This is a genomic window from Kitasatospora sp. NBC_01560, assembly GCF_045208415.1.
Taxonomy (GTDB): Bacteria; Actinomycetota; Actinomycetes; order Streptomycetales; family Streptomycetaceae; genus Kitasatospora.
The window spans coordinates 1,815,753-1,840,390 of the sequence record NZ_CP109364.1 but is presented as its reverse complement, the minus strand read 5'-3'; the positions used below and the strand labels follow the sequence as shown (position 1 = coordinate 1,840,390).

Annotated in this window: 24 protein-coding genes; 13 read left to right on the top strand and 11 right to left on the bottom strand. The window is 73.8% G+C overall.

The window, feature by feature from the left end; translation table 11 throughout:
- Positions 1 to 49: 49 nt before the first annotated feature.
- The 4 genes from OH807_RS07535 to OH807_RS07520 form a co-directional block, all read right to left on the bottom strand.
- The gene (locus OH807_RS07535; protein ID WP_406195443.1) at positions 50 to 1,291 is read right to left on the bottom strand and encodes a beta-ketoacyl synthase N-terminal-like domain-containing protein; all 1,242 of its coding nucleotides are present in this window, start codon (positions 1,289 to 1,291) and stop codon (positions 50 to 52) included.
- A gap of 5 nt (positions 1,292 to 1,296) precedes the next feature.
- Positions 1,297 to 2,553 carry a beta-ketoacyl-[acyl-carrier-protein] synthase family protein gene (locus OH807_RS07530; RefSeq protein ID WP_406195441.1) on the bottom strand — a complete coding sequence of 419 codons (1,257 nt, stop codon included), beginning with the start codon at positions 2,551 to 2,553 and terminating at the stop codon, positions 1,297 to 1,299.
- Positions 2,550 to 2,984, bottom strand: a complete 435-nt coding sequence (locus OH807_RS07525; RefSeq protein ID WP_406195439.1) for a cupin domain-containing protein — start codon at positions 2,982 to 2,984, stop codon at positions 2,550 to 2,552. Before OH807_RS07525 ends, OH807_RS07530 begins: the two co-directional genes overlap by 4 nt.
- Before the next feature lie 75 nt (positions 2,985 to 3,059).
- The gene (locus OH807_RS07520) at positions 3,060 to 4,226 is read right to left on the bottom strand and encodes a SchA/CurD-like domain-containing protein (protein ID WP_406195437.1); all 1,167 of its coding nucleotides are present in this window, start codon (positions 4,224 to 4,226) and stop codon (positions 3,060 to 3,062) included.
- A gap of 342 nt (positions 4,227 to 4,568) precedes the next feature.
- On the opposite strand from OH807_RS07520, the gene OH807_RS07515 reads away from it, so the two are divergent.
- The gene (locus tag OH807_RS07515; protein WP_406195434.1) at positions 4,569 to 6,194 is read left to right on the top strand and encodes an FAD-dependent oxidoreductase; all 1,626 of its coding nucleotides are present in this window, start codon (positions 4,569 to 4,571) and stop codon (positions 6,192 to 6,194) included.
- A gap of 126 nt (positions 6,195 to 6,320) precedes the next feature.
- Here OH807_RS07515 and OH807_RS07510 read toward each other — a convergent pair whose 3' ends face one another.
- Positions 6,321 to 7,979 carry an APC family permease gene (locus OH807_RS07510; protein ID WP_406195432.1) on the bottom strand — a complete coding sequence of 553 codons (1,659 nt, stop codon included), beginning with the start codon at positions 7,977 to 7,979 and terminating at the stop codon, positions 6,321 to 6,323.
- Positions 7,980 to 8,368: 389 nt separating this feature from the next.
- On the opposite strand from OH807_RS07510, the gene OH807_RS07505 reads away from it, so the two are divergent.
- The 7 genes from OH807_RS07505 to OH807_RS07475 are packed head-to-tail and all read left to right on the top strand — an operon-like array spanning position 8,369 to position 14,233.
- On the top strand, positions 8,369 to 8,671 hold the full coding sequence (locus OH807_RS07505; RefSeq protein WP_406195430.1) for an urease subunit gamma: 303 nt from the start codon (positions 8,369 to 8,371) through the stop codon (positions 8,669 to 8,671).
- A gap of 14 nt (positions 8,672 to 8,685) precedes the next feature.
- Positions 8,686 to 8,997 carry an urease subunit beta gene (locus tag OH807_RS07500; protein ID WP_406210780.1) on the top strand — a complete coding sequence of 104 codons (312 nt, stop codon included), beginning with the start codon at positions 8,686 to 8,688 and terminating at the stop codon, positions 8,995 to 8,997.
- Complete coding sequence (locus tag OH807_RS07495) at positions 8,990 to 10,765, top strand: urease subunit alpha (RefSeq protein ID WP_406195428.1); 1,776 nt, start codon at positions 8,990 to 8,992, stop codon at positions 10,763 to 10,765. The genes OH807_RS07500 and OH807_RS07495 overlap by 8 nt, the downstream gene beginning before the upstream one ends.
- A complete protein-coding gene (locus OH807_RS07490) occupies positions 10,765 to 11,430 on the top strand; it encodes an urease accessory protein UreF (RefSeq protein WP_406195425.1) in 666 nt (221 codons plus the stop codon). Before OH807_RS07495 ends, OH807_RS07490 begins: the two co-directional genes overlap by 1 nt.
- Entirely contained in the window at positions 11,420 to 12,112 is a 693-nt protein-coding gene (gene ureG / locus OH807_RS07485) for an urease accessory protein UreG (protein ID WP_406195422.1), read from the top strand. The genes OH807_RS07490 and ureG overlap by 11 nt, the downstream gene beginning before the upstream one ends.
- Complete coding sequence (locus tag OH807_RS07480) at positions 12,109 to 12,891, top strand: urease accessory protein UreD (protein WP_406195419.1); 783 nt, start codon at positions 12,109 to 12,111, stop codon at positions 12,889 to 12,891. Before ureG ends, OH807_RS07480 begins: the two co-directional genes overlap by 4 nt.
- Positions 12,892 to 12,913: 22 nt before the next feature.
- Complete coding sequence (locus tag OH807_RS07475) at positions 12,914 to 14,233, top strand: DUF2254 domain-containing protein (RefSeq protein WP_406195417.1); 1,320 nt, start codon at positions 12,914 to 12,916, stop codon at positions 14,231 to 14,233.
- A gap of 75 nt (positions 14,234 to 14,308) precedes the next feature.
- Here OH807_RS07475 and OH807_RS07470 read toward each other — a convergent pair whose 3' ends face one another.
- Positions 14,309 to 15,232: a serine/threonine dehydratase gene (locus tag OH807_RS07470; RefSeq protein WP_406195415.1), complete on the bottom strand. Its 924-nt coding sequence runs from the start codon at positions 15,230 to 15,232 to the stop codon at positions 14,309 to 14,311.
- Positions 15,233 to 15,309: 77 nt separating this feature from the next.
- Between OH807_RS07470 and OH807_RS07465 the strand changes: the two genes are divergently transcribed.
- Positions 15,310 to 15,633 carry an EamA family transporter gene (locus OH807_RS07465; RefSeq protein ID WP_406195413.1) on the top strand — a complete coding sequence of 108 codons (324 nt, stop codon included), beginning with the start codon at positions 15,310 to 15,312 and terminating at the stop codon, positions 15,631 to 15,633.
- A gap of 68 nt (positions 15,634 to 15,701) precedes the next feature.
- Here OH807_RS07465 and OH807_RS07460 read toward each other — a convergent pair whose 3' ends face one another.
- Both OH807_RS07460 and OH807_RS07455 read right to left on the bottom strand, forming a co-directional pair.
- Positions 15,702 to 16,019 (bottom strand): hypothetical protein, encoded by a 318-nt coding sequence (locus OH807_RS07460; protein ID WP_406195410.1) that lies wholly within the window; start codon positions 16,017 to 16,019, stop codon positions 15,702 to 15,704.
- Complete coding sequence (locus tag OH807_RS07455) at positions 16,016 to 16,303, bottom strand: SAV_915 family protein (RefSeq protein ID WP_406195408.1); 288 nt, start codon at positions 16,301 to 16,303, stop codon at positions 16,016 to 16,018. Before OH807_RS07455 ends, OH807_RS07460 begins: the two co-directional genes overlap by 4 nt.
- 255 nt (positions 16,304 to 16,558) lie before the next feature.
- Here OH807_RS07455 and OH807_RS07450 point away from each other — a divergent pair, with 255 nt between their 5' ends.
- The 3 genes from OH807_RS07450 (at position 16,559) to OH807_RS07440 (ending at position 19,744) form a co-directional block, all read left to right on the top strand.
- Positions 16,559 to 16,993: a helix-turn-helix domain-containing protein gene (locus OH807_RS07450; protein ID WP_406195405.1), complete on the top strand. Its 435-nt coding sequence runs from the start codon at positions 16,559 to 16,561 to the stop codon at positions 16,991 to 16,993.
- Entirely contained in the window at positions 16,986 to 17,360 is a 375-nt protein-coding gene (locus tag OH807_RS07445) for a DUF4180 domain-containing protein (RefSeq protein WP_406195403.1), read from the top strand. The genes OH807_RS07450 and OH807_RS07445 overlap by 8 nt, the downstream gene beginning before the upstream one ends.
- Before the next feature lie 164 nt (positions 17,361 to 17,524).
- Positions 17,525 to 19,744, top strand: a complete 2,220-nt coding sequence (locus tag OH807_RS07440) for an NADP-dependent isocitrate dehydrogenase (RefSeq protein ID WP_406195400.1) — start codon at positions 17,525 to 17,527, stop codon at positions 19,742 to 19,744.
- A gap of 132 nt (positions 19,745 to 19,876) precedes the next feature.
- Here the strand turns inward: OH807_RS07440 and OH807_RS07435 are convergent, their stop codons facing one another.
- Together OH807_RS07435 and OH807_RS07430 are read right to left on the bottom strand one after the other, a co-directional pair.
- Positions 19,877 to 20,875, bottom strand: a complete 999-nt coding sequence (locus tag OH807_RS07435) for a YdcF family protein (RefSeq protein ID WP_406195398.1) — start codon at positions 20,873 to 20,875, stop codon at positions 19,877 to 19,879.
- A gap of 114 nt (positions 20,876 to 20,989) precedes the next feature.
- Positions 20,990 to 22,480 (bottom strand): MFS transporter, encoded by a 1,491-nt coding sequence (locus OH807_RS07430; RefSeq protein ID WP_406195396.1) that lies wholly within the window; start codon positions 22,478 to 22,480, stop codon positions 20,990 to 20,992.
- Between the two features lie 143 nt (positions 22,481 to 22,623).
- On the opposite strand from OH807_RS07430, the gene OH807_RS07425 reads away from it, so the two are divergent.
- A complete protein-coding gene (locus tag OH807_RS07425; RefSeq protein ID WP_406195394.1) occupies positions 22,624 to 23,346 on the top strand; it encodes a TetR/AcrR family transcriptional regulator in 723 nt (240 codons plus the stop codon).
- A 123-nt stretch (positions 23,347 to 23,469) separates the two neighbouring features.
- Here the strand turns inward: OH807_RS07425 and OH807_RS07420 are convergent, their stop codons facing one another.
- A complete protein-coding gene (locus tag OH807_RS07420; protein ID WP_406195391.1) occupies positions 23,470 to 24,462 on the bottom strand; it encodes a cytochrome c oxidase assembly protein in 993 nt (330 codons plus the stop codon).
- Positions 24,463 to 24,638 lie beyond the last annotated feature (176 nt).

The following is a 24,638-nucleotide window of genomic DNA, read 5'->3' as shown; positions in this document are numbered from 1 at the left end:
GCCGGGGACCGCGGCCGGACCGGACCGCGGCCGCACCGGGGTCGTGCGGTCAGGCCGGGTCGTGGCGCCGCAGGACCAGCGCGGCGTTGGATCCCATCAGTCCGCGGCTGAGCACCAGGGCAGTGCGCAGCTCGGCCGGGCGGGCCCGGCCGGTCACCAGGGCGAGGTCGTGGCAGACCTCGGTGACCCTCGGGGTGGGCGGCACGATGCCGTCCTCCATGGCGAGCACGGCCGCCGCCGCGTCCAGCACCGGCGCGCCGCAGTAGGCCCGTCCGGTACCCGCCTTGGGGGCGGTCACCGGGACGCGCTCGGCGTACGGGCCGAGGGCGTCGGCCAGGGCGAGCGCCTCGGCGCGGTCGGCGGCCGGGACGCCGAGGGCGTCCGCGAAGACCACGTCGACCTCCTCCGGGGCGATCCGGGCCTGGTCGAGCGCGATCCGGATCGCGGCGGCCAGGCCCTCCCGGGACTCCTCCCAGCGGGAGGCGCCGGTGAAGGTGGCGCCGTGTCCGGCGACGTGGGCCCGGACGGCGGCGCCGCGCCGGCGGGCCGCCTGTTCGTCCTCCAGCAGCAGCATCGCGCCGCCCTCGGCGGGGGCGAACCCGGCAGCCCGCGGGGAGAACGGCAGGTAGGCGTCCTGCGGGTCCTCGGCGAGGCTGAGCTCGCGGTAGCCGAGCTGGCAGACCATCGAGTACGGCGCCAGCGGTGCCTCGGCGGCGCCGGCCACCACCGCGTCGGTGCCGCGTTCGATGGCGCGGGCCGCGTGGGCGAGGGCGTCCAGGCCACCGGCCTCGTCGCTGGCGACCACGCCGCACGGGCCCTTGTAGCCGCCGCGGATCGACACCTGGCCGGTGCTGGCCGCGTAGAACCAGGCAATCGACTGGTACGGCCCGACGAACTGCGGCCCCTGGCCCCAGAGTTGCTGGAGCTCGCGCTGGCCGAACTCGCCGCCGCCGGATCCGGCCGCGGTCACCACGCCGACGGCGTAGGGCTGTTCCGGGTCCGGGACGAAGCCGGCGTCCGTCACCGCCAGGTCGGCGGCGGCCATCGCGTAGTGCGTGAAGCGGTCGGTCTGCACCAGGTAGCGGCTGTCGATCACGGACTGCGGGTCGAAGTCCCGTACCTGGCCGGCGACGCGCAGCGGGAGGCCGGTGCAGCCCTCGCGGGATATCCGGTCGAGGACGCTCACGCCCTGCCTGGTGGCCTTCCAGAAGGCGTCGGCACCGACGCCGTTCGGCGCCACCACGCCGAGGCCGGTGATCACGGCCCGGCGGCCCTGTTGACGTGACGTCATGGATCTCACCCCGTTCTTCTGAGCACAACGGCGGACTGGAATCCACCGAATCCGCTGCCGACCGACAGGATGTGACGGAGCGGCAGCTCGCGCGCGACGCGCGGCACGTAATCGAGGTCGCACTCCGGGTCCGGAGTCTCGTAGTTGGCGGTCGGCGGGACGACGCCGTGGGCCAGGGCGAGGGTGCAGGCGACCACCTCGATCGCGCCGATCGCGCCGAGCGAGTGCCCGACCATCGACTTGATCGAGCTCATCGGTGTCTCGTAGGCGTGCGGCCCGAGCGAGCGCTTGACGGCCGCCGTCTCGTGCCGGTCGTTCTGCTTGGTGCCCGAGCCGTGCGCGTTGACGTAGTCGACGTCGGTGCGGTCGACCCGGGCGTGGGCGAGGGCGTCGTCGATCGCCCGCGACATCTCCAGCCCCTCCTGGGTGAGGCCGGTCATGTGGTAGGCGTTGCCGTAGGTCGCGAAGCCGCCGATCTCGCCGTAGATCCGGGCGCCGCGCCGGCGGGCGTGCTCCAGCTCCTCCAGCACCAGGACGGCGCCGCCCTCGCCGAGCACGAAGCCGTCCCGGTGGGCGTCGAAGGGGCGGGAGGCGTGCTCCGGGTCGTCGTTGCGTTCGCTGGTGGCCTTGATGGCGTCGAAGCAGGCGACGGTGATCGGCGAGATCGGCGAGTCGGAGGCGCCGGCGAGGCAGATGTCGGCGCGTCCCTCCTCGACCGCCTGGAAGGCGTACCCGATCGCGTCCAGGCCGGAGGTGCACCCGGTGGAGACGGTCTGCACCGGGCCGTGCGCGCCGGTGCGTTCGGCGACCGCCGAGGCCAGCGTGCTGGGTGCGAACGCCCGGTGCAGCTGCGGCTCGGCCTGCCGGTGGTCGACGTCCCAGCGGGCGCCGCCGGCGCTCACCAGGGCGTAGTCGTGCTCCAGCCGGGTGGTGCCGCCGACGGCGGTGCCGAGCGAGACGCCGATCCGCCACGGGTCCTCCGTGGCGAGGTCGAGCCCCGCGTCGGCGATCGCCTCGTCCGTCGCGACCATCGCGAACTGCACGTACCGGTCGGCCCGTTGGACGTCCTCCGGGCCGAGCCCGTGGGCCGCCGGGTCGAAGTCGCACTCGGCGGCGATCCGGGAGCGGAATCCGGTCGGGTCGAAGAGCGTGATGCCCCGGGTCGCGGTCCGGCCGGAGGTGAGCAGCCGCCAGAAGGCCGGCACGCCCACGCCGCCGGGCGCGACGACGCCGATCCCGGTGACGGCGACCCGGCGGGTCACGAAGCCACCTTGGCGTGTTCCGGCGGGCCGGAGGTGGCGGACTCCTCGGTCTCCTCGGTGTCGACGTGGCCGAGCTCCGGGCGCGGGGCGAGCGGGCCGAGGTGGAAGACCATCCGGGCCTCGGTGTCGCCGACGTTGCGGAACCGGTGGCGCATGTTCAGCGGGATCATCAGGCCCTGGTTCGGCTGCAGGGTCCGGGTGACGCCGTCGAGGTCCACCTCCAGGTCACCGCTGACCACGAAGACGAACTCCTCGGAGTACGGGTGGTAGTGCTCGCCGATCCGCTCGCCCGGCTCCACGATGGCCAGGCCCATGAAGCCGCTGGTCGCGCCACAGGTGGTGGGGGTGAGCATGGCGCGCAGGTCACCGCCGCGCCGGCGGTTCTCCGGTGCCTCGTCGACGTGCACGATCCGTGGGTACTGCGTGGACATGTTTCTTCCTCCGAGTCGGGGTGCTGGGTCCGGTCCTGCTGGTCCTGCTGGTGACTGGGGCGGCCTGCCGGCTCCTCAGTCGGTCGGGGAGATGCGGTCGGTGACCGGCCGCATCGCGCGGGCGGCGAGCACGGCGCTCAGCCCTGCGACGGTGCGCAGGTCGCCCTCGGGGCCGAGGTCGAGCAGCCGGCCGAGGACGGTGGCCTCCCGCTCGCCGGCCACGGCGAGCGCCGCCGCGGGGTCGGCCTCGGCCGGCACCCGAAGGTCCACCAGGCGGACGACGACGTCCTCCCGGTGGAAGACGAAGGCCGCCGCGACCGGGCCGGTCGGGTCGGCGGTGGCCAGGTTGTCGTACTCGGCCAGCAGCGCGGCGACGGCCGCGCCGTTGCCGGGCTTCACCGGGTAGAGCACGGCGTGCCGGTGCAGCCGCCCGGAGGCCGGGGAGCCGGCGATCGCCTGGTGCTCGGCGGGCAGCGCGGCCTTGGCGAAGAACGCGCGCGCGGCCTGCGGGTCGCCCAGCCGGCGGTCCTCCTCCAGGTGCGGGTTGATCGCCTCCTCGACGGCCCGGACCTCGGGCTGCATCGCCACGTGGCGCAGCGCGTCACCGAGGCTGCCGATCACCTCGACGGCGCGCACCACCCGGTTGCCGTGCATGAAGAGCGAGGTGCGGCGCAGCCGGGTGTCCTCGTCCACCTCGGCCTGCGGGGAGGCGTAGCCGGAGAGGATCCGGGCCACCTCGTGCTCGGTGCCGGGCTTGACGGTGAAGGTCAGCGCGTGCCGGACGACGCCGTCCGGGCCGGGCGCGGCCTGCGGCGGGCCGACGTGCCCGGCCTGCACGGTCGGCGGCAGGCCCGGCGGTACCGGGGCCGGCGCGCGGGTGCCGCTGGTGCCGGCAGCGGTCGTCTCCCGCAGGATCGAGTAGCGCAGCGAGCGGAAGGTGTCGCTGACGCAGCCGTGCATCGGCTTGACCATCTCGCGGTGCGCCGGGCTGTCCACCCACTCCAGGAAGGTCTCCTGGTCCCGCCACTCGCTGGTGATCAGCCACTGCCGGGGGTCGTTGATGGACTGGCAGAGCTGGTCGCTGACGTGGCCGGGGACCGAGGCCACCTGGTGGCGCAGCTTCTCGTAGACGTCGAGGAAGCGCTGCTGGGCGCCGTCCTTGATCTCCAGCATGAGCATCACGCGCAGCCGGGTGTCGGTCTCGGCGTGCTGCTGTGCCTGCGGTTCGGACAGAGTCGTCATGATCCACTTTCTGCTTCTGGGTGCTGCTTCCGGTGTTCTGCTTCCGGGCCGCCCGCGGAGGGCCGCCGGGGCGTCCTGCGGGCGGAGGCGCCCGGCGGTCGGGGCGGTGCGGTGGGGGCGGTGCGGTGGCGGTCGGCCCGGGCTGTCGGCGCCAGGCCTGAGGTCGATCGTGCGCGGACGCCACGGGCGGCGCGAGATTTGCGGGCCATCCGGGCGAAGAGGCGCAGAACGCCCTCGGCGCGGGGGATGGAGAGACGGGGCCGCCGTCTGTGCGCGCCCCGCCGAGGGCGGCACCGAGCCCCGCAGCCGCTCTGCGAACTCCCGTACAGGCTGGAGTAATTGATGAATCCGAAGGTTGACGACCGGGTCCCGGTGCTGATCGTCGGCGGCTCGCTGGTCGGGTTGTCGGCGTCCCTCTTCCTGGGCCGACTGGGTGTCAGACACCTGCTGGTCGAGAAGCACGCCGACACCTCGCACCACCCGCGTGGCCGAGGCAACAACGTCCGCACGATGGAGCTGTACCGGGTGGCCGGGATCGAGACGGCGATCCGCGAGGCGGCCTCGGTGCTCGCGGCGAACCACGGCATCCTGCAGACGCCCTCGCTGACCGGCGAGGAGCAGGAGTGGCTGTTCCGGGAGATCGACCCCGGGGGCCGGCTGGCCCGGTTCAGCCCGAGCGCGTGGTGCCTGTGCAGCCAGAACGACCTGGAGCCGGTCCTGCTGCGGGCCGCCCGCGAGCTCGGCGGCGACCTGCGCTTCAGCACCGAGCTGATCTCCTTCGAGCAGGACGCCGACGGGGTGACGGCGCTGCTGCGCAGCCGGGAGACCGGTGAGGAGCGGACGGTCCGGGCGCAGTACCTGATCGCGGCGGACGGCCCGCGCAGCCCGGTCCGCGAGCAGCTGGGCATCGGCCAGACCGGCAAGGGTGAGCTGTTCCACAACGTCAGCATCACGTTCCGGGCCAAGCGGCTGGCCGAGGCGGTGGGCGACCGGCACTTCATCGCCTGCTACCTCACCAACCCGGAGGCGGACGGCGCGCTGCTGCCGGTGGACAACCACGAGGAGTGGGTGTTCCACGCCCCCTGGCACCCGGAGCACGGCGAGCCGCTGGAGGCGTTCACCGACGGGCGGTGCGTGCAGCACATCCGGGCCGCCGTCGGCATCCCCGACCTGGAGGTCGAGGTCACCGGGAAGGCCCCCTGGCACGCGGCCGAGCGGGTGGCGGAGCACTACTCCGGCGGGCGGGTCTTCCTCGCCGGGGACTCCGCGCACGAGATGTCGCCGACCGGGGCCTTCGGCTCCAACACCGGCATCCAGGACGCGCACAACCTGGCCTGGAAGCTGGCCGCGGCGCTCGGCGGCTGGGGCGGGCCGGGCCTGCTGGAGACGTACGGGCAGGAGCGGCGGCCGGTCGCGCAGGTGACCGGTGAGCGCGCCTCGGCCCGCTCGGCCGAGCACAGCCACCCGGGGTACGCGGTGGTGCCGGGCGTCGGCCGGCAGGCCGGGGTGCTGGCGGTGGCGCTCGGCTACCGCTACCCGGTCGGCGCGGTGGCCGGGGCGGACGCCGCGGGCCCGGTGGTGCCCGAGGCGTTCGGCTCGACCGGCGAGCCGGGCAGCCGGGCGCCGCACCAGTGGCTGCTGCGGGCGGGCGTGAAGCTCTCCACGCTCGACCTGTACGAGCAGGCGATGGTGCTGCTCACGGGCCCGGAGGGCGGGGCGTGGCACGCGGGCGCCCGCCGGGCGGCGGACGCGCTGGCCGTCCCGCTGGACACCTACCGGATCGGCTCCGGTGCCGAGGACGACCTGGCGCCCGAGCCGGGCGCGGACTTCGCCGAGCTGCACGGCGTCCGGCCGGAGGGTGCGGTGCTCGTCCGTCCGGACGGCTTCGTCGCCTGGCGTTCGGAGGAGGCGGTGGCGGATCCGGAGGCGGCGGTGGCGGCGGCGCTCCGGGCGGTGCTGAAGCTGTAGCGCCGGCGGCCGCAGCCGCGGAGGAAGCGGGTGCGGCCGCCGGAACGGACGCGGGACGGGCCCGCCGGGTGAACCGGCGGGCCCGTCCCGTTGTCGTTCGGGGTCGTGCCAGGGGTGCTGCGGGGGTCAGTGACCGCCCGCGTCGACGACCTCGATGTCTTCGATGTTCCGCTCGATCGCCTCGGCCGGCAGGGCCACCCGGATCGCCCAGTAGTAGACGGCGACGGCGAACACGGCGACCGCGCCCATGTCCCACCACATCGGGATGTTGCCCCGGCCGTCGCCGAAGCCGCCCTGCCACGAGATCAGGCCGAGACCCACCAGGTAGACCGGCAGCCACTGCGCGGCCCGCCAGTCCAGACGGGGCGCGTTCGGCAGGCCCTTGCGGATCGCGTACGCGGCGTAGCTGCCGAGCAGGCCGTAGCCGAGGATGATCGCGAGGCCCAGCCGGGACAGGGTGTGCCAGCCGGACCAGTAGATGATCAGGCTCGCGACGACGAACGCGACCGGGGAGATCACGCCGCCGAGGGGCAGCCGGTAGGAGCGCTCGCGGTCGGGCAGCCGGCGGCGCAGCGCGCCGAAGGCCAGCGGGGCGCCCGCGTACATCAGCACGCTGGCGGAGGTGATGAAGCCGACCAGCTCCTGCCAGCTGGGGAAGGGCAGGAAGCAGATCACGCCGGTGACGAAGGAGAGCCCCAGGCCGAACCACGGCACGCCGCGCTTGTCGAGCTGCTCGAACTTCTGCGGCGCGTAGCCGTTCTTGCTCAGGCCGTAGGAGATGCGCGAGGTGGAGGTGGTGTAGATCAGGCCGGTGCCGCCGGGGGAGACGATGGCGTCGAAGTACAGCACGTAGGCGAGCCAGCCGAGGCCGACCAGGGTGGCCAGACCGGCGAACGGGCCCTCGATGCCGGGGAAGTCGAGCTTGTCCCAGCCGTTGAGGAAGGCGCTGCCGGGCAGGGCGCCGATGAAGACGACCTGGAGCAGGACGTAGATCAGGGTGCCGATGGCCACCGACCCGAGCACGGCGCGGGGGATGTCGCGCTTCGGGTTGCGGCTCTCGCCGGAGATCTGGATGGCCTGCTCGAAGCCGAGCAGCGCGAAGATGATGCCGCTGGAGCTGATCGCCGCGAGCACGCCCTTGATGCCGAACGGGGCGAAGCCGTGCGAGGTGAAGTTCGAGCCGTGGAAGTTGGTCAGCGCCAGCACGAAGATCGTCAGCAGCGGGATGAAGATCTTCAGCCAGGTGGCGACCGAGTTGGTGTGGGCCAGCACCCGCACACCGAGGAAGTTGACCGCGACGAAGACGCCCATCAGCAGCACGGCGACGATGAAGCCGCTGGTGGTGAGCGTGCCGTTGTCGTTGAGGAAGCTCTTCGCGAACTCCCAGTGGCCCGCGTAGCCGATCATGGCCTCGACCTCGATCGGTGCCACCGTCGCGGCCTGCAGCCAGGAGAACCAGCCGAAGGACATGCCGGCCAGGCCGCCGAAGGCGTAGTGCGGGTACCGCGCGGTGCCACCGGCGACCGGGAAGAGCCCGCCGAGCTCGGCGTGCACCAGGGCGAGGAGCACGATCGCGACGGCGCCGATGCCCCAGGAGATGAGTGCGGCCGGTCCGGCCACCATGACGGCGTTCTTGGCGCCGAACAGCCAGCCGGAGCCGATGATCGAGCCGACCGAGGCCCAGAGGAGGCCGATCAGGCCGACCTCGCGACGGAGGGAGCGGTGGGTGGTGCTACCGGTCTCGGTGCCGGAACTCGGCGGAGAGAGCTGGTTGAGGGATGCCATGCGAAATCTCTCTGTGGTGTGGGGGCCCCGGCAGCCGGAGCGCGGAGAGTTGCCACACAGTAGGCGTATTCATAGGCCTCTGCACAGATTTCATTACTGAATGTTTACCTACTTTGCGGCACATCCTCGCAGGTAGGGGGCATTCAGTTCATACGTGTGTTACATAACTGGTGAGTAGGTTCAGCATTTGAGCGGCAATTGAGCTTGGCCCCGCGGTCCGGCAATATTGACGACGCATAGGGTTATACAAATAGTGATCGCCGCATAGTGATGCCACCCCGAACGGGTGAGGCCCTCTCCCCCGGGGGTGGTTCGTCCGCTACGGTATGCGCCACACCGCGGCACAACGTCGTGTCCGCGCGCTCTTACCCCCTCGAAGGTGCGCGCAGATGAAACTCACTCCCCACGAGCAGGAGCGCCTGCTCATCCACGTGGCCGCCGACGTGGCCCGCTCCCGGCGGGCCCGGGGGCTACGGCTCAACCACCCCGAAGCGGTCGCCCTGATCACCTCGCACGTCCTCGAAGGCGCGCGGGACGGCCGGACCGTCGCCGAGCTGATGGCGTCCGGCCGCACGGTGCTCACCCGGGACGACGTCATGACGGGCATCCCCGAGATGATCCCCGACGTCCAGGTCGAGGCGACCTTCCCCGACGGCACCAAGCTGGTCACCGTCCACGGGCCGATCCGGTGAACGCCGCCGACGAGGTGACGCCGGGTCAGATCCTGCTCGGCAGCGGCCTGATCGAGCTGAACCAGGGGCTCGCCGTCACCCGGCTGACGGTGCTCAACGCCGCCGACCGGCCGGTCCAGATCGGCTCCCACTACCACTTCGCCGAGGCCAATCCCGGGCTGGAGTTCGACCGGACGGCCGCCCGCGGCCTGCGGCTCAACATCCCGGCCGGCACCGCCGTCCGCTTCGAGCCCGGCATCCCGGCGGAGGTCGAACTCGTCCCGCTCACCGGCCGCCGCGAAGTGGCGGGCCTGCGCGGGGAGACGGCGGGGGCCCTCGATGGCTGAGCCCGTCGCAGCCCCGCCGGCCGGGCGCCCCCGTGGCGGCCGGCCCGCCCTGCTGCTCACCCGGGAGCGCTACGCCGACCTGTACGGACCGACCACCGGCGACCGGATCCGCCTCGGTGACACCAACCTGCTGATCGAGATCGAGGAGGACCGCAGCCGCGGCGGCGACGAAGCCGTCTTCGGCGGCGGCAAGGTGATCCGCGAGTCCATGGGCCAGGCCCGGACCAGCCGTGCCGAGGGCGCCCCGGACACCGTCATCACCGGCGCCGTGGTGCTCGACCACTGGGGCGTCGTCAAGGCCGACATCGGCATCCGGGACGGCCGGATCACCGCCCTCGGCAAGGCCGGCAACCCCGAGACCATGGACGGTGTCCACCCCGGCCTGGTGATCGGCCCCGAGACCGAGGTGATCTCCGGCAACGGGCGGATCGTCACCGCCGGAGCCGTCGACGCGCACGTCCACTTCATCTGCCCGCAACTGGCCGACGAGGCACTGGCCTCCGGCGTCACCACCCTGGTCGGCGGCGGCACCGGGCCCGCCGAGGGCACCCGGGCCACCACGATCACCCCCGGCGCCTGGCACCTCGGCCGGATGTTCGCGGCGATGGACGACCTGCCGGTCAACGTCGGGCTGCTCGGCAAGGGCAACACCGTCAACGAGACCTCGATGCACGACCAGCTGCGGGCCGGCGCGCTCGGCTTCAAGATCCACGAGGACTGGGGCGCCACCCCGGCCGCGATCGACGCCTGCCTGCGGGTCTGCGACCGCACCGGGGCCCAACTCGCCATCCACACCGACACCCTGAACGAGGCCGGGTTCGTCGGCGACACCCTCGCCGCCATCGCCGGCCGCGGCATCCACGCCTACCACACCGAGGGCGCCGGCGGCGGCCACGCACCCGACATCATCACCGTGGTGAGCGAGGCCAACGTGCTGCCCAGCTCCACCAATCCGACCAGGCCGCACACCGTCAACACCATCGACGAGCACCTCGACATGCTGATGGTCTGTCACCACCTCAGCCCGCACGTGCCGGAGGACCTCGCCTTCGCCGAGTCCCGGATCCGGCCGTCCACCATCGCCGCCGAGGACGTCCTGCACGACCTCGGCGCGATCTCCATCATCAGCTCCGACTCCCAGGCGATGGGCCGGATCGGCGAGGTGGTGCTGCGCACCTGGCAGACCGCCCACGTGATGAAGGCCAGGCGCGGTGCACTGCCCGGCGACGGCCGCGCCGACAACCACCGGGCCCGCCGCTACGTCGCCAAGTACACCATCAACCCGGCCGTCGCCCAGGGCCTGGACGGCGAGATCGGCTCCGTCGAGCCGGGCAAGCTCGCCGACCTGGTGCTCTGGTCGCCCGCCTTCTTCGGGGTCAAGCCCGATCTGGTGGTCAAGGGCGGCCAGATCGCCCGCGCCCAGATCGGCGACGCCAACGCCTCCATCCCCACGCCCCAACCGATGCTGCCCCGGCCGATGTTCGGTGCCGTCGGGCGCTCCGCGGCGGCCAACTCGGTCAACTTCACCGCGCCGGCGGCGATCGAGCACGGCCTGCCCGAGCGGCTGGCCGAACAGCTCGGCGTGGCGAAGGAGTTCACCGCGATCCGGAACACCCGCGGCGTCAGCAAGGACCAGATGGTCAACAACAGTGCCCGCCCGGACGTCCGGGTCGATCCGGACACCTTCACCGTCACCGTCGACGGCGAGCTCATCACCCCCGCACCGGCCACCGAACTGCCGCTCGCCCAGCGGTACTTCCTCTTCTGATGTCGGTGGCGGCACTGCTGCTGCTCGCCGACGGGCGGTTCCCCGCCGGCGGGCACGCGCACTCCGGCGGGGCCGAGGCCGCCGTCCGGGCCGGCCGGGTGCACGACACCGCGAGCATGGCGGCCTTCCTCACCGGACGGCTGCACACCACCGGCCTGGTCACCGCCGCCCTGGCCGCGGCCGCCGCCGCCGGGCAGGACCACGACCTGCTCGACGCCGCCGCCGACGCCCGCACCCCCGCACCCGCCCTGCGCGTCACCAGCCGCCGGCTCGGCCGGCAGCTGCTCCGGGCCGCCCGCGCCGCCTGGCCGCACCCCGGCCTCGACCGGCTCGCCGCCGCCCACCCGCGCGGCGCGCACCAGCCCGTGGTGCTCGGCACCACCGCGCTGGCCGCCGGGCTCACCCCCGGCCAGGCCGCGGCCGCCGCCGCGTACGAGAGCGTCAACGGACCGGCCGCCGCGTGCGTCCGGCTGCTCGGACTCGACCCGTACGAGGTCACCGCCGCGCTCGCCCGCCTCGCGCCGCACCTCGACGCCGTGGCCGGCGAGGCTACCGAGGCCGCCGCCCTGGGCGACCCGGACGCGCTGCCCGCCGCCTCCGCCCCCCTGCTCGACGTCTACGCCGAGCAGCACCGCTCCTGGAAGGTCCGCCTCTTTGCATCGTGACCACGTCGACCCGCTCGACGCCCCCGCCCGCCACACCTACGCCCCGGCCGCCACCGCCACCGGGCACCGCCGCGCCCTGCGGATCGGCCTCGGCGGCCCGGTCGGCTCCGGCAAGACCGCCACCGTCGCCGCGCTCTGCCGCCTCCTCCGCGAGGAGCTCTCGCTCGCCGTCGTCACCAACGACATCTACACCACCGAGGACGCCGAGTTCCTGCTCCGCAACGCCGTCCTGCCGCCCGAGCGGATCACCGCCGTCGAGACCGGCTGCTGCCCGCACACCGCGATCCGCGACGACATCTCCGCCAACCTGGAGGCCGTCGAGGACTTGGAGGAGGCGGCCGGCCCGCTCGACCTGGTGCTGGTCGAGTCCGGCGGCGACAACCTGACCGCCACCTTCAGCCGCGGCCTGGTCGACCACCAGATCTTCGTCATCGACGTCTCCGGCGGCGACAAGATCCCGCGCAAGGGCGGCCCCGGCGTCTCCACCTCCGACCTCCTGGTGATCAACAAGACCGACCTGGCCCCGCTGGTCGGCGCCGACCTCGGCGTGATGGCCCGCGACGCCGCCGCCCAGCGCGGCGAACTGCCCACCGTGTTCTGCTCGCTGACCTCCACGGACGGCGTCGCGCCGGTCGCCGCCTGGGTCCGCGAACGGCTCACCGCCTGGCGCGCCGCCCGGTGACGACCGCCCCGACGGCGCGGGCCCGGATCCTCGCCGCGCCGGACGGGCGGGGCGCCACCGCGCTGCCCGTCCTCACCGGGGCCGGGCCGCTCGCGCCCCGCCGCACCCGGGACACCGACGGCGGCGCCCACGTCGTGCTGGTCGGCTCGATGGCCGCCCCGCTCGGCGGCGACCGGCTGGCACTCGCCGTCGAGGTCGCCGACGGCGCCGCGCTCACCGTCACCAGCGCCGCCGCCACCATCAGCCTGCCCGGCCCCGGGCCGGCCCGCTACGAGCTCGACCTGACGGTGGGGGAGGGCGCCCGGCTCGACTGGCGGCCCGAACCGGTCGTCGCCGCGAGCGGCAGCCACCTCGTCCTGCACACCCGGATCACCCTCGCCCCGGGCGCCCGGCTGCGCCACCGCGAGGAGCTGGTCCTCGGCCGCCACCACGACTGGGCCCGCGGCGCCGGCCCCGGCCGGCTCACCTCCCGCCTCACCGTCCGCCGCGGCGGCCGGCTCCTGCTCGACCAGCAGACCGACCTCGGCCCCGGCGCCCCCGGCTGGGACGGCCCCGCCGTCCTCGGCGGCCACCGCGCCGCCGGCCAGCTCCTCACCGTCGGCCACCCACCGCCCGCGCCACCCGCGGACGGTGACGCGGCCCTGCTCGCCCTGGCCGACCCGGCGGCCCTGCTGCTCACCGCCGTCGCCCCCGACGCGCTCGCCCTGCGCCGCACGCTGCTGGGCGCCGCGGGCGGGCCGGGCCGCGGGGGCGGGCGTGGCGGACCGGAGGAGCCGTGATCACCGGCCCTAGCCTGGGGCGATGACCGACCGCAAGCCCGGGCCGCCCCGCCAGGGCCGCTACCGCCCGCTCTCCCCGCTGCGCGAGCACCTGCGGGAGTCGTTCTGGTTCGCCCCGCTGCTCACCTGTGCGGCCGCCGTCGTGCTGGCCTCGGTCACCGCGTGGCTGGACGAGGCCGCCGTATCGGCCACCGTCGCCGAGACCGGCTCCGCCGACGAGCTGATGCGGTTCACCGGCGCCGCCAAGAGCGTGGTCTCGACCGTCAGTTCGGCGATGCTGACATTCATCGCGGTGGTCTTCTCGATCTCCCTGGTCGCCCTCCAGATGGCGGCCAGCCAGTTCTCCCCGCGCGTGCTGCGGCTCTACGTGCGCAGCCGGCTGACCAAGGCCACCTTCTCGGTCTGCCTGGCCACCTTCCTCTTCGCGCTGCTCGTCCAGCTCAGCTACGACGACTCCACCGACCCGGCGAAGGTCACCTCGGTGCCGGTCTTCTCCGGCCTGTTCGCCGTCCTGCTGGTGCTGCTCAGCCTGGGGCTGTTCGTGCTCTACGTGCAGTCCACGATGCGGCTGCTGCGCGTCCCGCACGTCATCGACCGGGTGGCCGGCGAGTCGGTCGCGGTGATCCTCCAGTACCGGCTGACGCCGCCCGAACCGCAGCCGCCGGCCGTCCCCGCGGACGCGCCCACCCTGCTGCACGAGGGTCGCTCCGGAGCGCTGCGCGACGTCAACATCGGCCGGCTGGTGCGGATCGCCCGCAAGCACGACGCGGTGCTCCACCTCGTGCCACGGATCGGCGACTTCGTCACCCCCGGTACCCCGATCGTCCGGGTGGCCGGGGCCCGCCCGCCGCGGCCGCGCCGGATCGCGGCCGCGTTCAACGTCGGCGTCGAGCGCACCATGCACCAGGACCTGAGCTTCGGGTTCCGACAGCTGGTCGACATCGCGATCCGCGCGCTCTCGCCGGCCGTCAACGACCCGACCACCGCCGTCCAGGCGATCGACCGGATCCACCAGCTGCTCGCGATGCTCGTCCACGAGAGCTTCGGGGACCTCTGCTTCCGCGACCGCGACGGCGCCGTCCGGCTGGTCGAGCCGGTGCCGGACTGGCAGTGCGTGGTGGACCTCGCGTTCACCGAGATCCGGCTCTGCGGCGCCGGTCACCCCCAGGTGACGCGGCGCCTGGCCGCCGCGCTGGACGACCTGCTGCGGATCTGCCCGGAGGGCCGGCGGGGTCAACTCCTGGAGCAGCGGGAGCTGCTGGACCGGGCGGTGGCCGAGCAGCTGGCCGACCCCGAGGTGCGCGCCTTCGCCCTGCTGCCGGACCGCCAGGGCATCGGCTGACGGCAGATCGGCTGACGGCAGGCCCGGACGCGCGGGGCGCCCGGGCCGCCCGGCCCGTCGGCTCAGCGCCCGGTCTCAGCGCGCCACGAGGTCCGACGGGTCGGTGTTCGCGCCGCAGAGCAGCACGGCGATCCGCTCGCCGTCCACCTGCTCCAGCGCCGCGAGCGAGGTGGCGGCCGCGTGCTCGACGGCGATCCGGCGCTCGTCCCAGAGCGCCTGCCGGGCCCGGACGATGGCGTCGTCCGGCACCAGTACGGTGTGCACGCCCTCCTGGCGGGCCGCGTGCACGGCGAGCGCCGTGGCCCGGCGGGCGCCCAGCGAGTCCGCCGCGACCGACGCCACCGCGACGTCCACCGGGGCGCCCGCCGCCACGGCCGCGTGCAGGGCCTTGCTGCCGTCCGGCTCGACGGCCACCACCCGCACACCGTGCTCGCGTGCGGCGGCCGCCACTCCCGCGAACAGCCCGCCGCCGCCCACCGACAGCACCACCGTGTCCAGCCCCGGCAGCCGGTCGCGGATCTCCTCCAGCACCGTCCCCGCCCCGGCCGCGATCAGCGGGTGGTCGTAGGCGTGCGAGGCCAGGGCGCCGCTGGCCGCGGCGAACTCCTCGCACGCGGCCAGCGCCTCGGCGTACTCGCGGCCCGCCAGCCGGACGTCGGCGCCGTAGGAGCGCAGGCGCGCGACCTTCACCGCCGGGGCCGTGTCCGGCAGGAACACCGTCGCCCGCACCCCGAGCCCGCCCGCCGCCCAGGCACAGGCCAGGCCGGCGTTCCCGCCCGAGGCGATGGTGACGCCGGCCTCCGGCAGGGTGCCCGCCCCGGCGTGCGCGAGCAGGAAGTTCTGTGCGCCCCGGGCCTTGAAGCTGCCGGTGTGCTGGAGGTACTCCAGGGCCAGCCAGACCCGCCCGCGCTCGTCCCCCGGCGCCACCACCACGGGCCGCACCCGCCCCGCGATCCGCTCCCGGGCGGCCTGCACCTCGGCGTACGTCAGGTGGTCCACGCTGCTCTCCTCCGCACCGGCGGCGAAGGACGATCTCCGCCGCGTCGCTGCCGACGGTACGTGGTCGGACGGACGAAGTGAAGATCACGACGGGGCTGCTCTGTCTGCTGCCGCTCGCCGTCGCCGAGGGCGGTGTGCTGCCCGCCGACGGCGATCCGGTGCCGACGGCGGCCGCCCTGCTGTTCCTCGGGACCGTCCCGACCCTGTTCGCCTACCGCTGGTACTTCGCGGGCCTGGCCACCGTGCCGGGGGCGACGGCCGCCGTGCTCGTCCTGCTCGAACCGGCCACGGCGGCGGTGCTCGCCACCGCCTGCTTCGGCGAGCCGCTCACCCCGGCGCTGCTGGCCGGCTCCGCCCTGCTGCTGACCGCCATCGCCGCGCTGACCCGCGAGACCGGCTGAGCAAGGCCGCCCGTACCCGCCCGTACCCGCCGCCGGGACGCGGGCGGGTGCGGGCGGCCGGCGGCGGCCTACGACACCGGCCGCAGGAGCGGTGGCCCCGGTCGGAGCGCCCGCAGCACCAGATCGACCTGGACGTGCGCGGCGCCCGCGCGGAGCAGGGCGGTGGAGATGGCGCGCAACTCCTCGGGGCCGGTGCAGGCGAGCCGGAGTTCGAGGTCGGCCCCGCCGGCCAGGGTGAGCCCGCTCTGCACCGCGGGGTGCTCGGCGGCCAGCCGGTGGAAGTCCAGCGGGACGGGGCCGAAGCCGACCCGGGCGAGGGCGTGCAGCGGCCTGGCCGGTTCGGGGCCGGGCTCGCCGGCGCCCGGGAGCAGGTGGAGGGCGGTCACCGGGGCTGGAGCTGGGCCGCCGGGGCGGGGGAGCCGGCGGTGACCGGCGGTGCGACCAGGCGCGGGTCCAGGACGAGGGTGTCCACGCCGAGCGGTGCGGTGAGTGCCCGCAGCGCGGGTTCGCCGAGCTCGGTGAACGCCTGGTCCGGCCCGAGCAGCGCGGTGAGCGCCTCGGCGGTGGCGAAGCCGACCGCGCAGCGGCGGCCGTCGCGGAGTCGGAAGAGGCGGAGTGCGGTGCTGCGTCCGGTGACGGTGACCGGGACGTGCCAGACGACGCGGGCCATGCGGGTGCTCCCGAGTGGAGGTGGGGCCTGCCGGAACTGCTCCTCCGACGCTAGGGCGGTTCCCCGCCGCCGGGCACCGTCCTGACGCGGTGTTGACCGAATGCGGTGCTGCGTTGACGAACTCCTGACGGTGTCGGGCCTGGCGCGCACCGCAAGACTCCGCAACCTTCCTCATCCTTCCGTATTCATCCCTTTCGGTGAAGTCTTCATGGTAGTTTGCGTAACGACGAAGAACTTGGCGAGAGGTGGCAGCCGGTGCCGCAGTACTACTCGGTGGAGCAGGTGGCCGAACTGCTCGGTCTGCACGTCCGGACCGTCCGCGGCTATGTCCGCGACGGCCGGCTCCCGGCGGCCAGGATCGGCAAGCAGTACCGGATCGCCGCCGCGGATCTCGCGGCCTTCACCGGAGCCCCGGCCGCTCCGGAGCCGCCCGCGGCCCCGGAACGCCACACCGAGGCCTCCACGATCGTCCAGGTCGACGGCATCGGGACGCGGGAGGCCGCCCGGCTCGCCAACACCGTGATGGCCGCGATCGCCGGCCCGCGGGAGGGCGGCGAGCCGCTCAGGGTGCAGACCGTCCACCACGAGGAGCGGTCGGTGCTCAAGGTGATCATCCTCGGCGGGCTCGCCGACACGGCCGAGCTGCTCGTCATCATCAACGCGCTGATCAGGGAGAACAGTCATGACTGAGCACGGCGAGCACACCCCCGCCGTCCTGCGCCTGCCCGCCGGCGGCCCGCCGGTGCGCGACGAGCGGGACGCCGTCCTCCTCCTCGGCGAGGCGTTCGCCCGGGACACCGCCTGGGTGCTCGCCCCGGTGGAGCGCTTCGAGGACGACTTCTTCCGGCTGCGCACCCGGGTGGCGGGCGAGATCGTGCAGAAGTTCGTCACCTACCGCGTCGGCCTGGCCGTCGTCGGCGACATCTCCCGGCACACCGCCGCCAGCGAGGCCCTGCAGGCCTTCGTCCGGGAGAGCAACCGCGGCAACCAGCTCTGGTTCCTGGCCGACGAGGCGGAGTTCGACGCCCGCCTGGCGGCCCGCCCCGCCCGGTCGTAGCGCTCCCCACTTGCCCCGGGCCCGGCCCGGGACCACGGTGGACGTGACCGCCGCGCTCCCGGGCCGGGCCCGGGCGCACGATCCGGGGCGGGGGGTGGTGGAGCGAAGGGCCGATCACGAGATATCTTGACGTCAAGACGTTGGAGACGTGAAGCGGAGTACCGATGACTGACTCGACCATCATCTATACGCACACCGACGAGGCGCCGGCCCTGGCAACGTACTCGTTCCTGCCCGTGGTCCAGGCCTACGCCTCGACGGCCGGCGTGCAGGTGGAGACGCGCGACATCTCCCTGGCCGGGCGGATCATCGCCAGCTTCCCGGAGCGTCTGGAGGAGGGCCAGCGGATCGAGGACGCCCTCGCCGAGCTCGGCGAGCTCGCCAAGACCCCGGGCGCCAACATCATCAAGCTGCCGAACATCTCGGCCTCCATCCCGCAGCTCAAGGCGGCCGTCGCCGAGCTGCAGGCGCAGGGCTACGCGCTGCCGGACTACCCGGACGACCCGCAGACCGACGAGGACAAGGACGTCCGCGCCCGGTACGACAAGGTCAAGGGCAGCGCCGTCAACCCCGTCCTGCGTGAGGGCAACTCGGACCGCCGCGCCCCCGCGTCGGTCAAGAACTACGCCAAGACGCACCCGCACCGCATGGGCGCCTGGACGGCCGACTCCAAGACCAACGTCGCCACCATGGGCCAGAACGACTTCCGTTCCACCGAGAAGTCGACCGTCGTCGCCGCCGACGGCTCGCTCCGCATCGAGCTGACCGCCGAGGACGGCAGCACCACCGTGCTGCGCGAGTCGGTACCGGTGCTGGCCGGCGAGGTCGTCGACGCCTCCGTGCTGCGCGTCGCCGCGCTGCGCGAGTTCCTGGCCGCCCAGGTGGCCCGCGCGAAGGCCGAGGGCGTGCTGTTCTCGGTGCACCTCAAGGCCACCATGATGAAGGTCTCCGACCCGATCGTCTTCGGTCACGTCGTCCGCGCCTTCTTCCCGAACACCTTCGCCAAGTACGGCGAGGTGCTCGTCGCCGCCGGCCTGAACCCGAACAACGGCCTCGGCGGCATCCTGGCCGGCCTCGACAAGCTGGAGAACGGCGCCGAGATCAAGGCCTCGTTCGAGGCCGAGCTGGCCGACGGCCCGGCGCTGGCCATGGTCGACTCCGACAAGGGCATCACCAACCTGCACGTGCCGTCCGACGTCATCGTCGACGCCTCGATGCCGGCCATGATCCGCACCTCCGGCCACATGTGGGGCCCGGACGGCAAGGAGGCCGACACCCTGGCCGTCCTGCCGGACAGCAGCTACTCCGGCGTGTACCAGGCCGTCCTCGACGACTGCCGCGCCAACGGCGCCCTCGACCCGGCCACCATCGGCTCGGTGCCGAACGTCGGCCTGATGGCGCAGGCGGCCGAGGAGTACGGCAGCCACGACAAGACCTTCGAGATCCCGGCCGCCGGCACCGTCCGCCTGGTCGACACCGAGGGCAACGTCGTCCTGGAGCAGGCCGTCCAGGCGGGCGACATCTTCCGCGCCTGCCAGACCAAGGACGTGCCGATCCGCGACTGGGTCAAGCTGGCCGTCACCCGCGCCCGCGCCACCGGCAGCCCGGCCGTCTTCTGGCTGGACGAGACCCGCGCCCACGACGCCGTCCTGATCGAGAAGGTCAAGGCGTACCTGCCGGAGCACGACACCACCGGCCTGCAGATCGAGATCAAGGCCCCGGTCGAGGCCACCGCGTTCTCGCTGGAGCGCATCCGCCGCGGCGAGGACACCATCTCGGTGACCGGCAACGTGCTGCGCGACTACCTGACCGACCTCTTCCCGATCCTGGAGCTGGGCACCAGCGCCAAGATGCTGTCGGTCGTCCCGCTGATCAACGGCGGCGGCCTGTTCGAGACCGGCGCCGGCGGCTCCGCCCCGAAGCACGTCCAGCAGCTGGTCAAGGAGAACTACCTGCGCTGGGACAGCCTGGGCGAGTTCTTCGCGCTGGCCGCCAGCTTCGAGCACCTGGCCGCCACCACCGGCAACGCCCGCGCCCAGGTGCTGGCCGACACGCTGGACCGCGCCACCGGCACCTTCCTCAACGAGGACAAGTCGCCGAGCCGCCGCCTCGGCGGGATCGACAACCGCGGCAGCCACTTCTACCTGGCCATGTACTGGGCCCAGGAGCTGGCCGGGCAGACCGCCGACGCCGAGCTCGCCCAGGCGTTCGCCGGCCTGGCCGCCTCGCTGAGCGAGCAGGAGCAGACCATCGTGGACGAGCTCATCGCCGTCCAGGGCTCGCCGGTCGACCTCGGTGGCTACTACCAGCCCGACCCGGCCAAGGCCGCGGCCGTGATGCGCCCGTCGAAGACCCTGAACGACGCGCTGGCCAACCTCGGCTGATCATGGCCGGGCCGTTTCCCCCGCCGGGCCCCCGTGGCCCGGCGGAGGGCCGGCGCGAAGAGCCCCCCGATCCCGAGTTCGCGGACCGGGGGGCTCTCGCGTGTCGGGGCCGCGGCGGCCCGGGGCCACCGGTCAGCGGTGCCAGCCGACGACGGCGCCGGCCGTCGCGAGCAGCAGGACGGCCGCGCCGTTCACCCGCGGGTAGAGCAGGGCGGTCGCGACCACCTCGCGCAGCACCGCGCTCGGCCAGTAGTAGGCGGCGGTCGGCGCGCCGACCACCTGCCCGGGCACACCGGCCCGGCGGGTGGTGATCGCGGAGCGGAGCACGTGGAAGCTGCTGGTGACCACCGTGCAGTGGTAGCCGGGGTGCTCGCGCTCCATCAGCTCGCGGCTGAACGCGAGGTTCTCGGTGGTGCTGGTGGCCTTCTCCTCCAGCAGGATCCGCTCCCGCGGGCAGCCCCGGGCGACCAGGTGGTCGGCCATCGCCGCCGCCTCGGTACAGCTCTCGTCCGGCCCCTTGCCACCCGTCACCAGGATCAGCGGGGCGCGGCCGGCGGCCTCCTCGGCCCGGTACAGGGCCAGCGCGCGGTCGAGCCGGGAGGCCAGCAGCGGCGGTACCTCGCAGCCGTTCAGCCCGGCGCCCAGCACGACCACGAAGTCGGCCCCCGGGCGCAGGGCCAGCCGTCGGTAGAGCAGCGTGTAGCCGAGGAAGCAGAGCAGCAGGAACACGCCGTAGGCGCCGAGCAGCACGCCGGCGCCGGCGGCCGCGCGCAGGGCCCGCACGCTCAGCCAGGTGGCCGACAGCAGGAGCGCCAGCAGGGCGAGCAGGGCCGCGCCGGTGAGCAGGGCGAGCAGGGTGGCCGGGCGAGTGCCCTCCCGGCGGACCATGGTGATGCCGTTGGCCACCAGCAGCGCCGCCGCGACGAGCCCGCTCGACCAGACCGCGGCGGCCACGACCGCGGTGACGGCGCTCCCGGCCGGCGCGGAGAAGTGCCCGACGGCGCTCACCGTGCCGACCGCCACGCAGACGCCGGCCAGCCCGAGCAGCACGCCGTTGCCGAAGCGTCTCGGTTCCTGGATCCGGGAGAGCAGCACCACGGCGAGCAGGGCGGCCATCAGAAGGGCTTGCATGTACCGGATGGTAAGCAGACGACGCCGCCCGCCGGGTGATGCTCCCCGGTGGGCGGCGTCGTGCGGTGGGTGTCGGGCGCGGTGCGCCGGGCGCCGGGCACCGGGCGGCGGGCCTCAGCCCTCGTGTTCCGGGCGGGCCCGCCGGGGGAGCAGGAAGGCGACCAGGAACGCGAGCGCCAGCAGGCCGGCCGTGAGGCCGAACGTCCAGCCGGCGGCGTGCCGGAACCCGTCGGAGCCGGCCCAGCCGAAGAACGCCGTGCCCAGCAGCGCGACGCCGATCGAGCCGCCCAGCTGCTGCTGGGCGTTGAGCACGCCGGAGGCCGAGCCGGTCTCCGACTCCTCCACCCCGGCCAGGGCGATGTCGAAGAACGGCGCCATGATCAGGCCGAGGCCGAAGCCGGTGAGCGCCAGGCCGGGGACGAGCGTCCAGCTGGTCAGTGCGTCGGCCCAGTGCTCCACCGAGGCCTGGAGCGCGAGCACGCCGAGGGCGGCGACGACCATGCCGGCGTGCAGGACGCGGCGGCCGTACTTGGGGCCGAGGAAGCCGCCGGAGAGGATCGCGCCGGCCACGATGCCGAGCGAGAGCGGGATCATGCTGAGGCCGGAGTGCAGCGCCGTCCAGCCGAGGCCGAGCTGGAGGTAGAGGGTGAAGGTCAGCATCAGGCCGGAGAGCGCGGCGAAGAACACCAGCCCGGTCGCGAGGGCGGAGGTGAAGGCCCGCTTGCCGAAGAGCGAGGGCTCGATCAGCGGGGTGCCGCCGCGGCGCAGCACCCGGCGCTGCTGGAGGACGAAGAGCCGGAGCACCGGCAGCGAGGCGGCCATCGCGAGGTAGGTCCAGAGCGGCCAGCCGAGCTCGCGACCCTGCACCAGCGGGTAGACCAGCAGCAGCACGGCGGCGCTGAGCAGCAGCACGCCGACCGGGTCGAGCCGGCCGGCGCCGGCGGTACGGGCGGTGCGGTCGGTGGGCAGCACCTTCAGCCCGGTGAGCACCGCGAGCAGGCCGAGCGGCAGGTTGATCAGGAAGACCATCCGCCAGCCGGTGCCGAACCAGTCGGCGTCCGTGAGGTACCCGCCCAGGGTCGGCCCGAGGACGGAGGAGAGCCCGAGCACCGGGCCGAACAGGCCGAAGGCGGCGCCGATCTCCTTCGGCGGGAACATCGACTTGATCAGGCCGAGCCCCTGCGGGATCAGCAGCGCGGCGAAGAGGCCCTGGACGGTGCGGGCGGCGATCAGGGTGCCGGAGCCGGCCGAGGCGGCGCAGAGCACCGAGGCGAGCGTGAAGCCGGCCGCGCCGGCGACGAAGAGGCGCTTGCGGCCGAGGAGGTCGCCGAGCCGGGCGCCGGTGATCAGCAGGACGGCGAAGGCGAGCGTGTACGAGGCGGAGATCCACTGGATCTGTGCGTCGGTGCCGCCGAAGTCGCTCCGGATGGCGGGGGAGGCGACGCCGACGATGGTGGTGTCGAGCAGGTCCATCACCTCGGCGGCCAGGATGACGGCGAGCGCGGCCCAGCGCAGCCGGTAGCCGGTCGGTTCGGGTGCGGTGGCGGGTGCGGTGTCGGGTCCGGCCGTGGTGGCGGTCGGCGGTGGGGCGGTCCGGTTGGTCATGGGTGGGGTCTCCGTACGGTCGGAGTGGGCGAACGGCGTTCGCCTGGACGAACACTGTTTTCTTTAACGAACAGTGTTCTCCCATGGAACGGTGTTCGTGTCAAGTAGTGTGGGTCCCGTCGCCGACCGCCGAAGGAGCCCCCATGACCAGTGCCGCCCCACGTCCGAGCTGGTCGGCGCACTGGCAGGAGAAGGAGGGCGGCGCGCCCAGGCGCCGGCCGCTGAGCCGCGAGCGGATCGTCGAGGCGGCGCTGCGGATCGTCGACGCCGAGGGCATGGACGCGCTGAGCATGCGCCGGGTCGGCCAGGAGCTCGGCACCGGCGCGGCCAGCCTCTACGCGCACGTCGGCAGCAAGGAGGAGCTGGTCGAGCTCGTCCTCGACCTGGCCTACTCCGAGATCGAGCTGGAGCAGCCCGACGAGGCCGACTGGCAGGAGCAGATCAAGCGGCTGATGCGCCGCTCCCGGGACGTCCTGCTCGGCCACCGCGACCTGGCCAGGGCCGCCGTGGTGGCGAACGTGCCGACCACCCCGCACGCCATGGACGTCGCGGAGGCCATGCTCGGCATCCTGCGGGCGGGGGGGCTCGACGAGCAGACCGCCGCGTACGGGGTCGACCTGCTCGGGCTGTACACCACGGCGACCACCTTCGAGGTGTCCACCCGCGGTGGCGGGAACTCCCAGGAGTACACCGACCGGGTACGGGACTACTTCGGTACGATCCCGGCCGACCGGTACCCGATGATCACCTCGATGGCGGGCGCGCTGACCCGCAACGTCGGGGACGAGCGCTTCGACTTCGGCCTGGACATCCTGGTGGCCGGCCTCGCCCGGCAGGTCGGCGCGGGCGGGCCGGCGGCCGCCTGAGCCTTCCAGGTCCGGTCCGGCCGGGACCGGGGTGGCCCGGCCGGCTCCGGGAACGACGGAACCCCCGCCCGGTCGGGCAGGGGCTCCGTGCTGCGGCTGTCCGGCCGCCGGGCCGGCCGGGGCTCAGCCGGCGTCGGCCGCCGGGGCCGGGGTAGGGGCAGGTGTCGGGCGCCGGCCGCGCTTGTCCAGCGAGGCCAGGTATGCGTTGTACGCCGCCAGCTCGGCGTCGCCGCTGCGCTCCTCGGCGCGGTCCCGGCGGCGGGACACCCGCTGCTCGGAGCGCATCCACTGGTAGACCAGCGCGATCAGCACGATCGCGGTCGGGATCTCGCCGAACGCCCAGGTGATGCCGCCGGCCAGTTTCTGGTCGTCCAGCAGTTTCGTCCCGGGCGGTGCCGTCTCCTCGGTGAAGGTCGTCACCAGCGGGTGGCTGGCCATCATGACCGCGACGCCGAAGAAGGCGTGGAACGGCATCCCCATGAACAGCTCGATGATCCGCATGACGTGGCCGGGCCGGTGCGGGCCCGGGTCGACGCCCATGATCGGCCAGAAGAACGCCAGCCCGGCGGCCAGGAAGTGCACCATCATGAAGATGTGGCCGAGCCGGTACTGCATGAGGAAGTCGAACAGCGAGGTGAAGTAGACCCCGTACAGGCTCGCGATGAACAGCGGGATGGTGAAGCCCGGGTGCGAGATCACCTTCACGTAGGTGCTGTGCAGCAGGGCCACCAGCAGCTCGCGCGGCCCGCGCGGGCGGCCCTTGCCGGCCGGGCGCAGCGCCCGCAGGGCCAGCGTGATCGGCGCGCCGAGCAGCAGCAGGATCGGCGAGAGCATGGAGAGCACCATGTGCTGCATCATGTGCGCACTGAACAGCACCATGCCGTAGTCGTTCAGCCCGGTGCAGGTGACCAGGATCACCGAACCGGTGCCCGCCACCCAGCCGACGGTCCGCCCGATCGGCCAGCGGTCGCCGCGCCGGTACAGCCTCACGACGCCCGCGCCGTACAGCGCGAGGGCGGCCAGGCTGCCGATCAGGAACACCCAGTCGGGGGACCAGGTCATGACGTTGGAGAGGGAGAACGGTCCCAGTTCCGTCATTCCGCCGTGGTGGTGCATGCCTGACATTCCGTCGCCCATCGGCGGGTCCTGCTTTCCCTCTGCGCGGCCCCTGGGTGGGTCCGGTTCGCCCGTTTTGCTTCGGGCAACAGCCTAGGCGGGCCTTACCCCGGCGCTTCCCCCGCCCCCTCGGCCGGGGCGTGTCCGGCCGTCGCGCCGGGTGCCGGGCGCGGTGC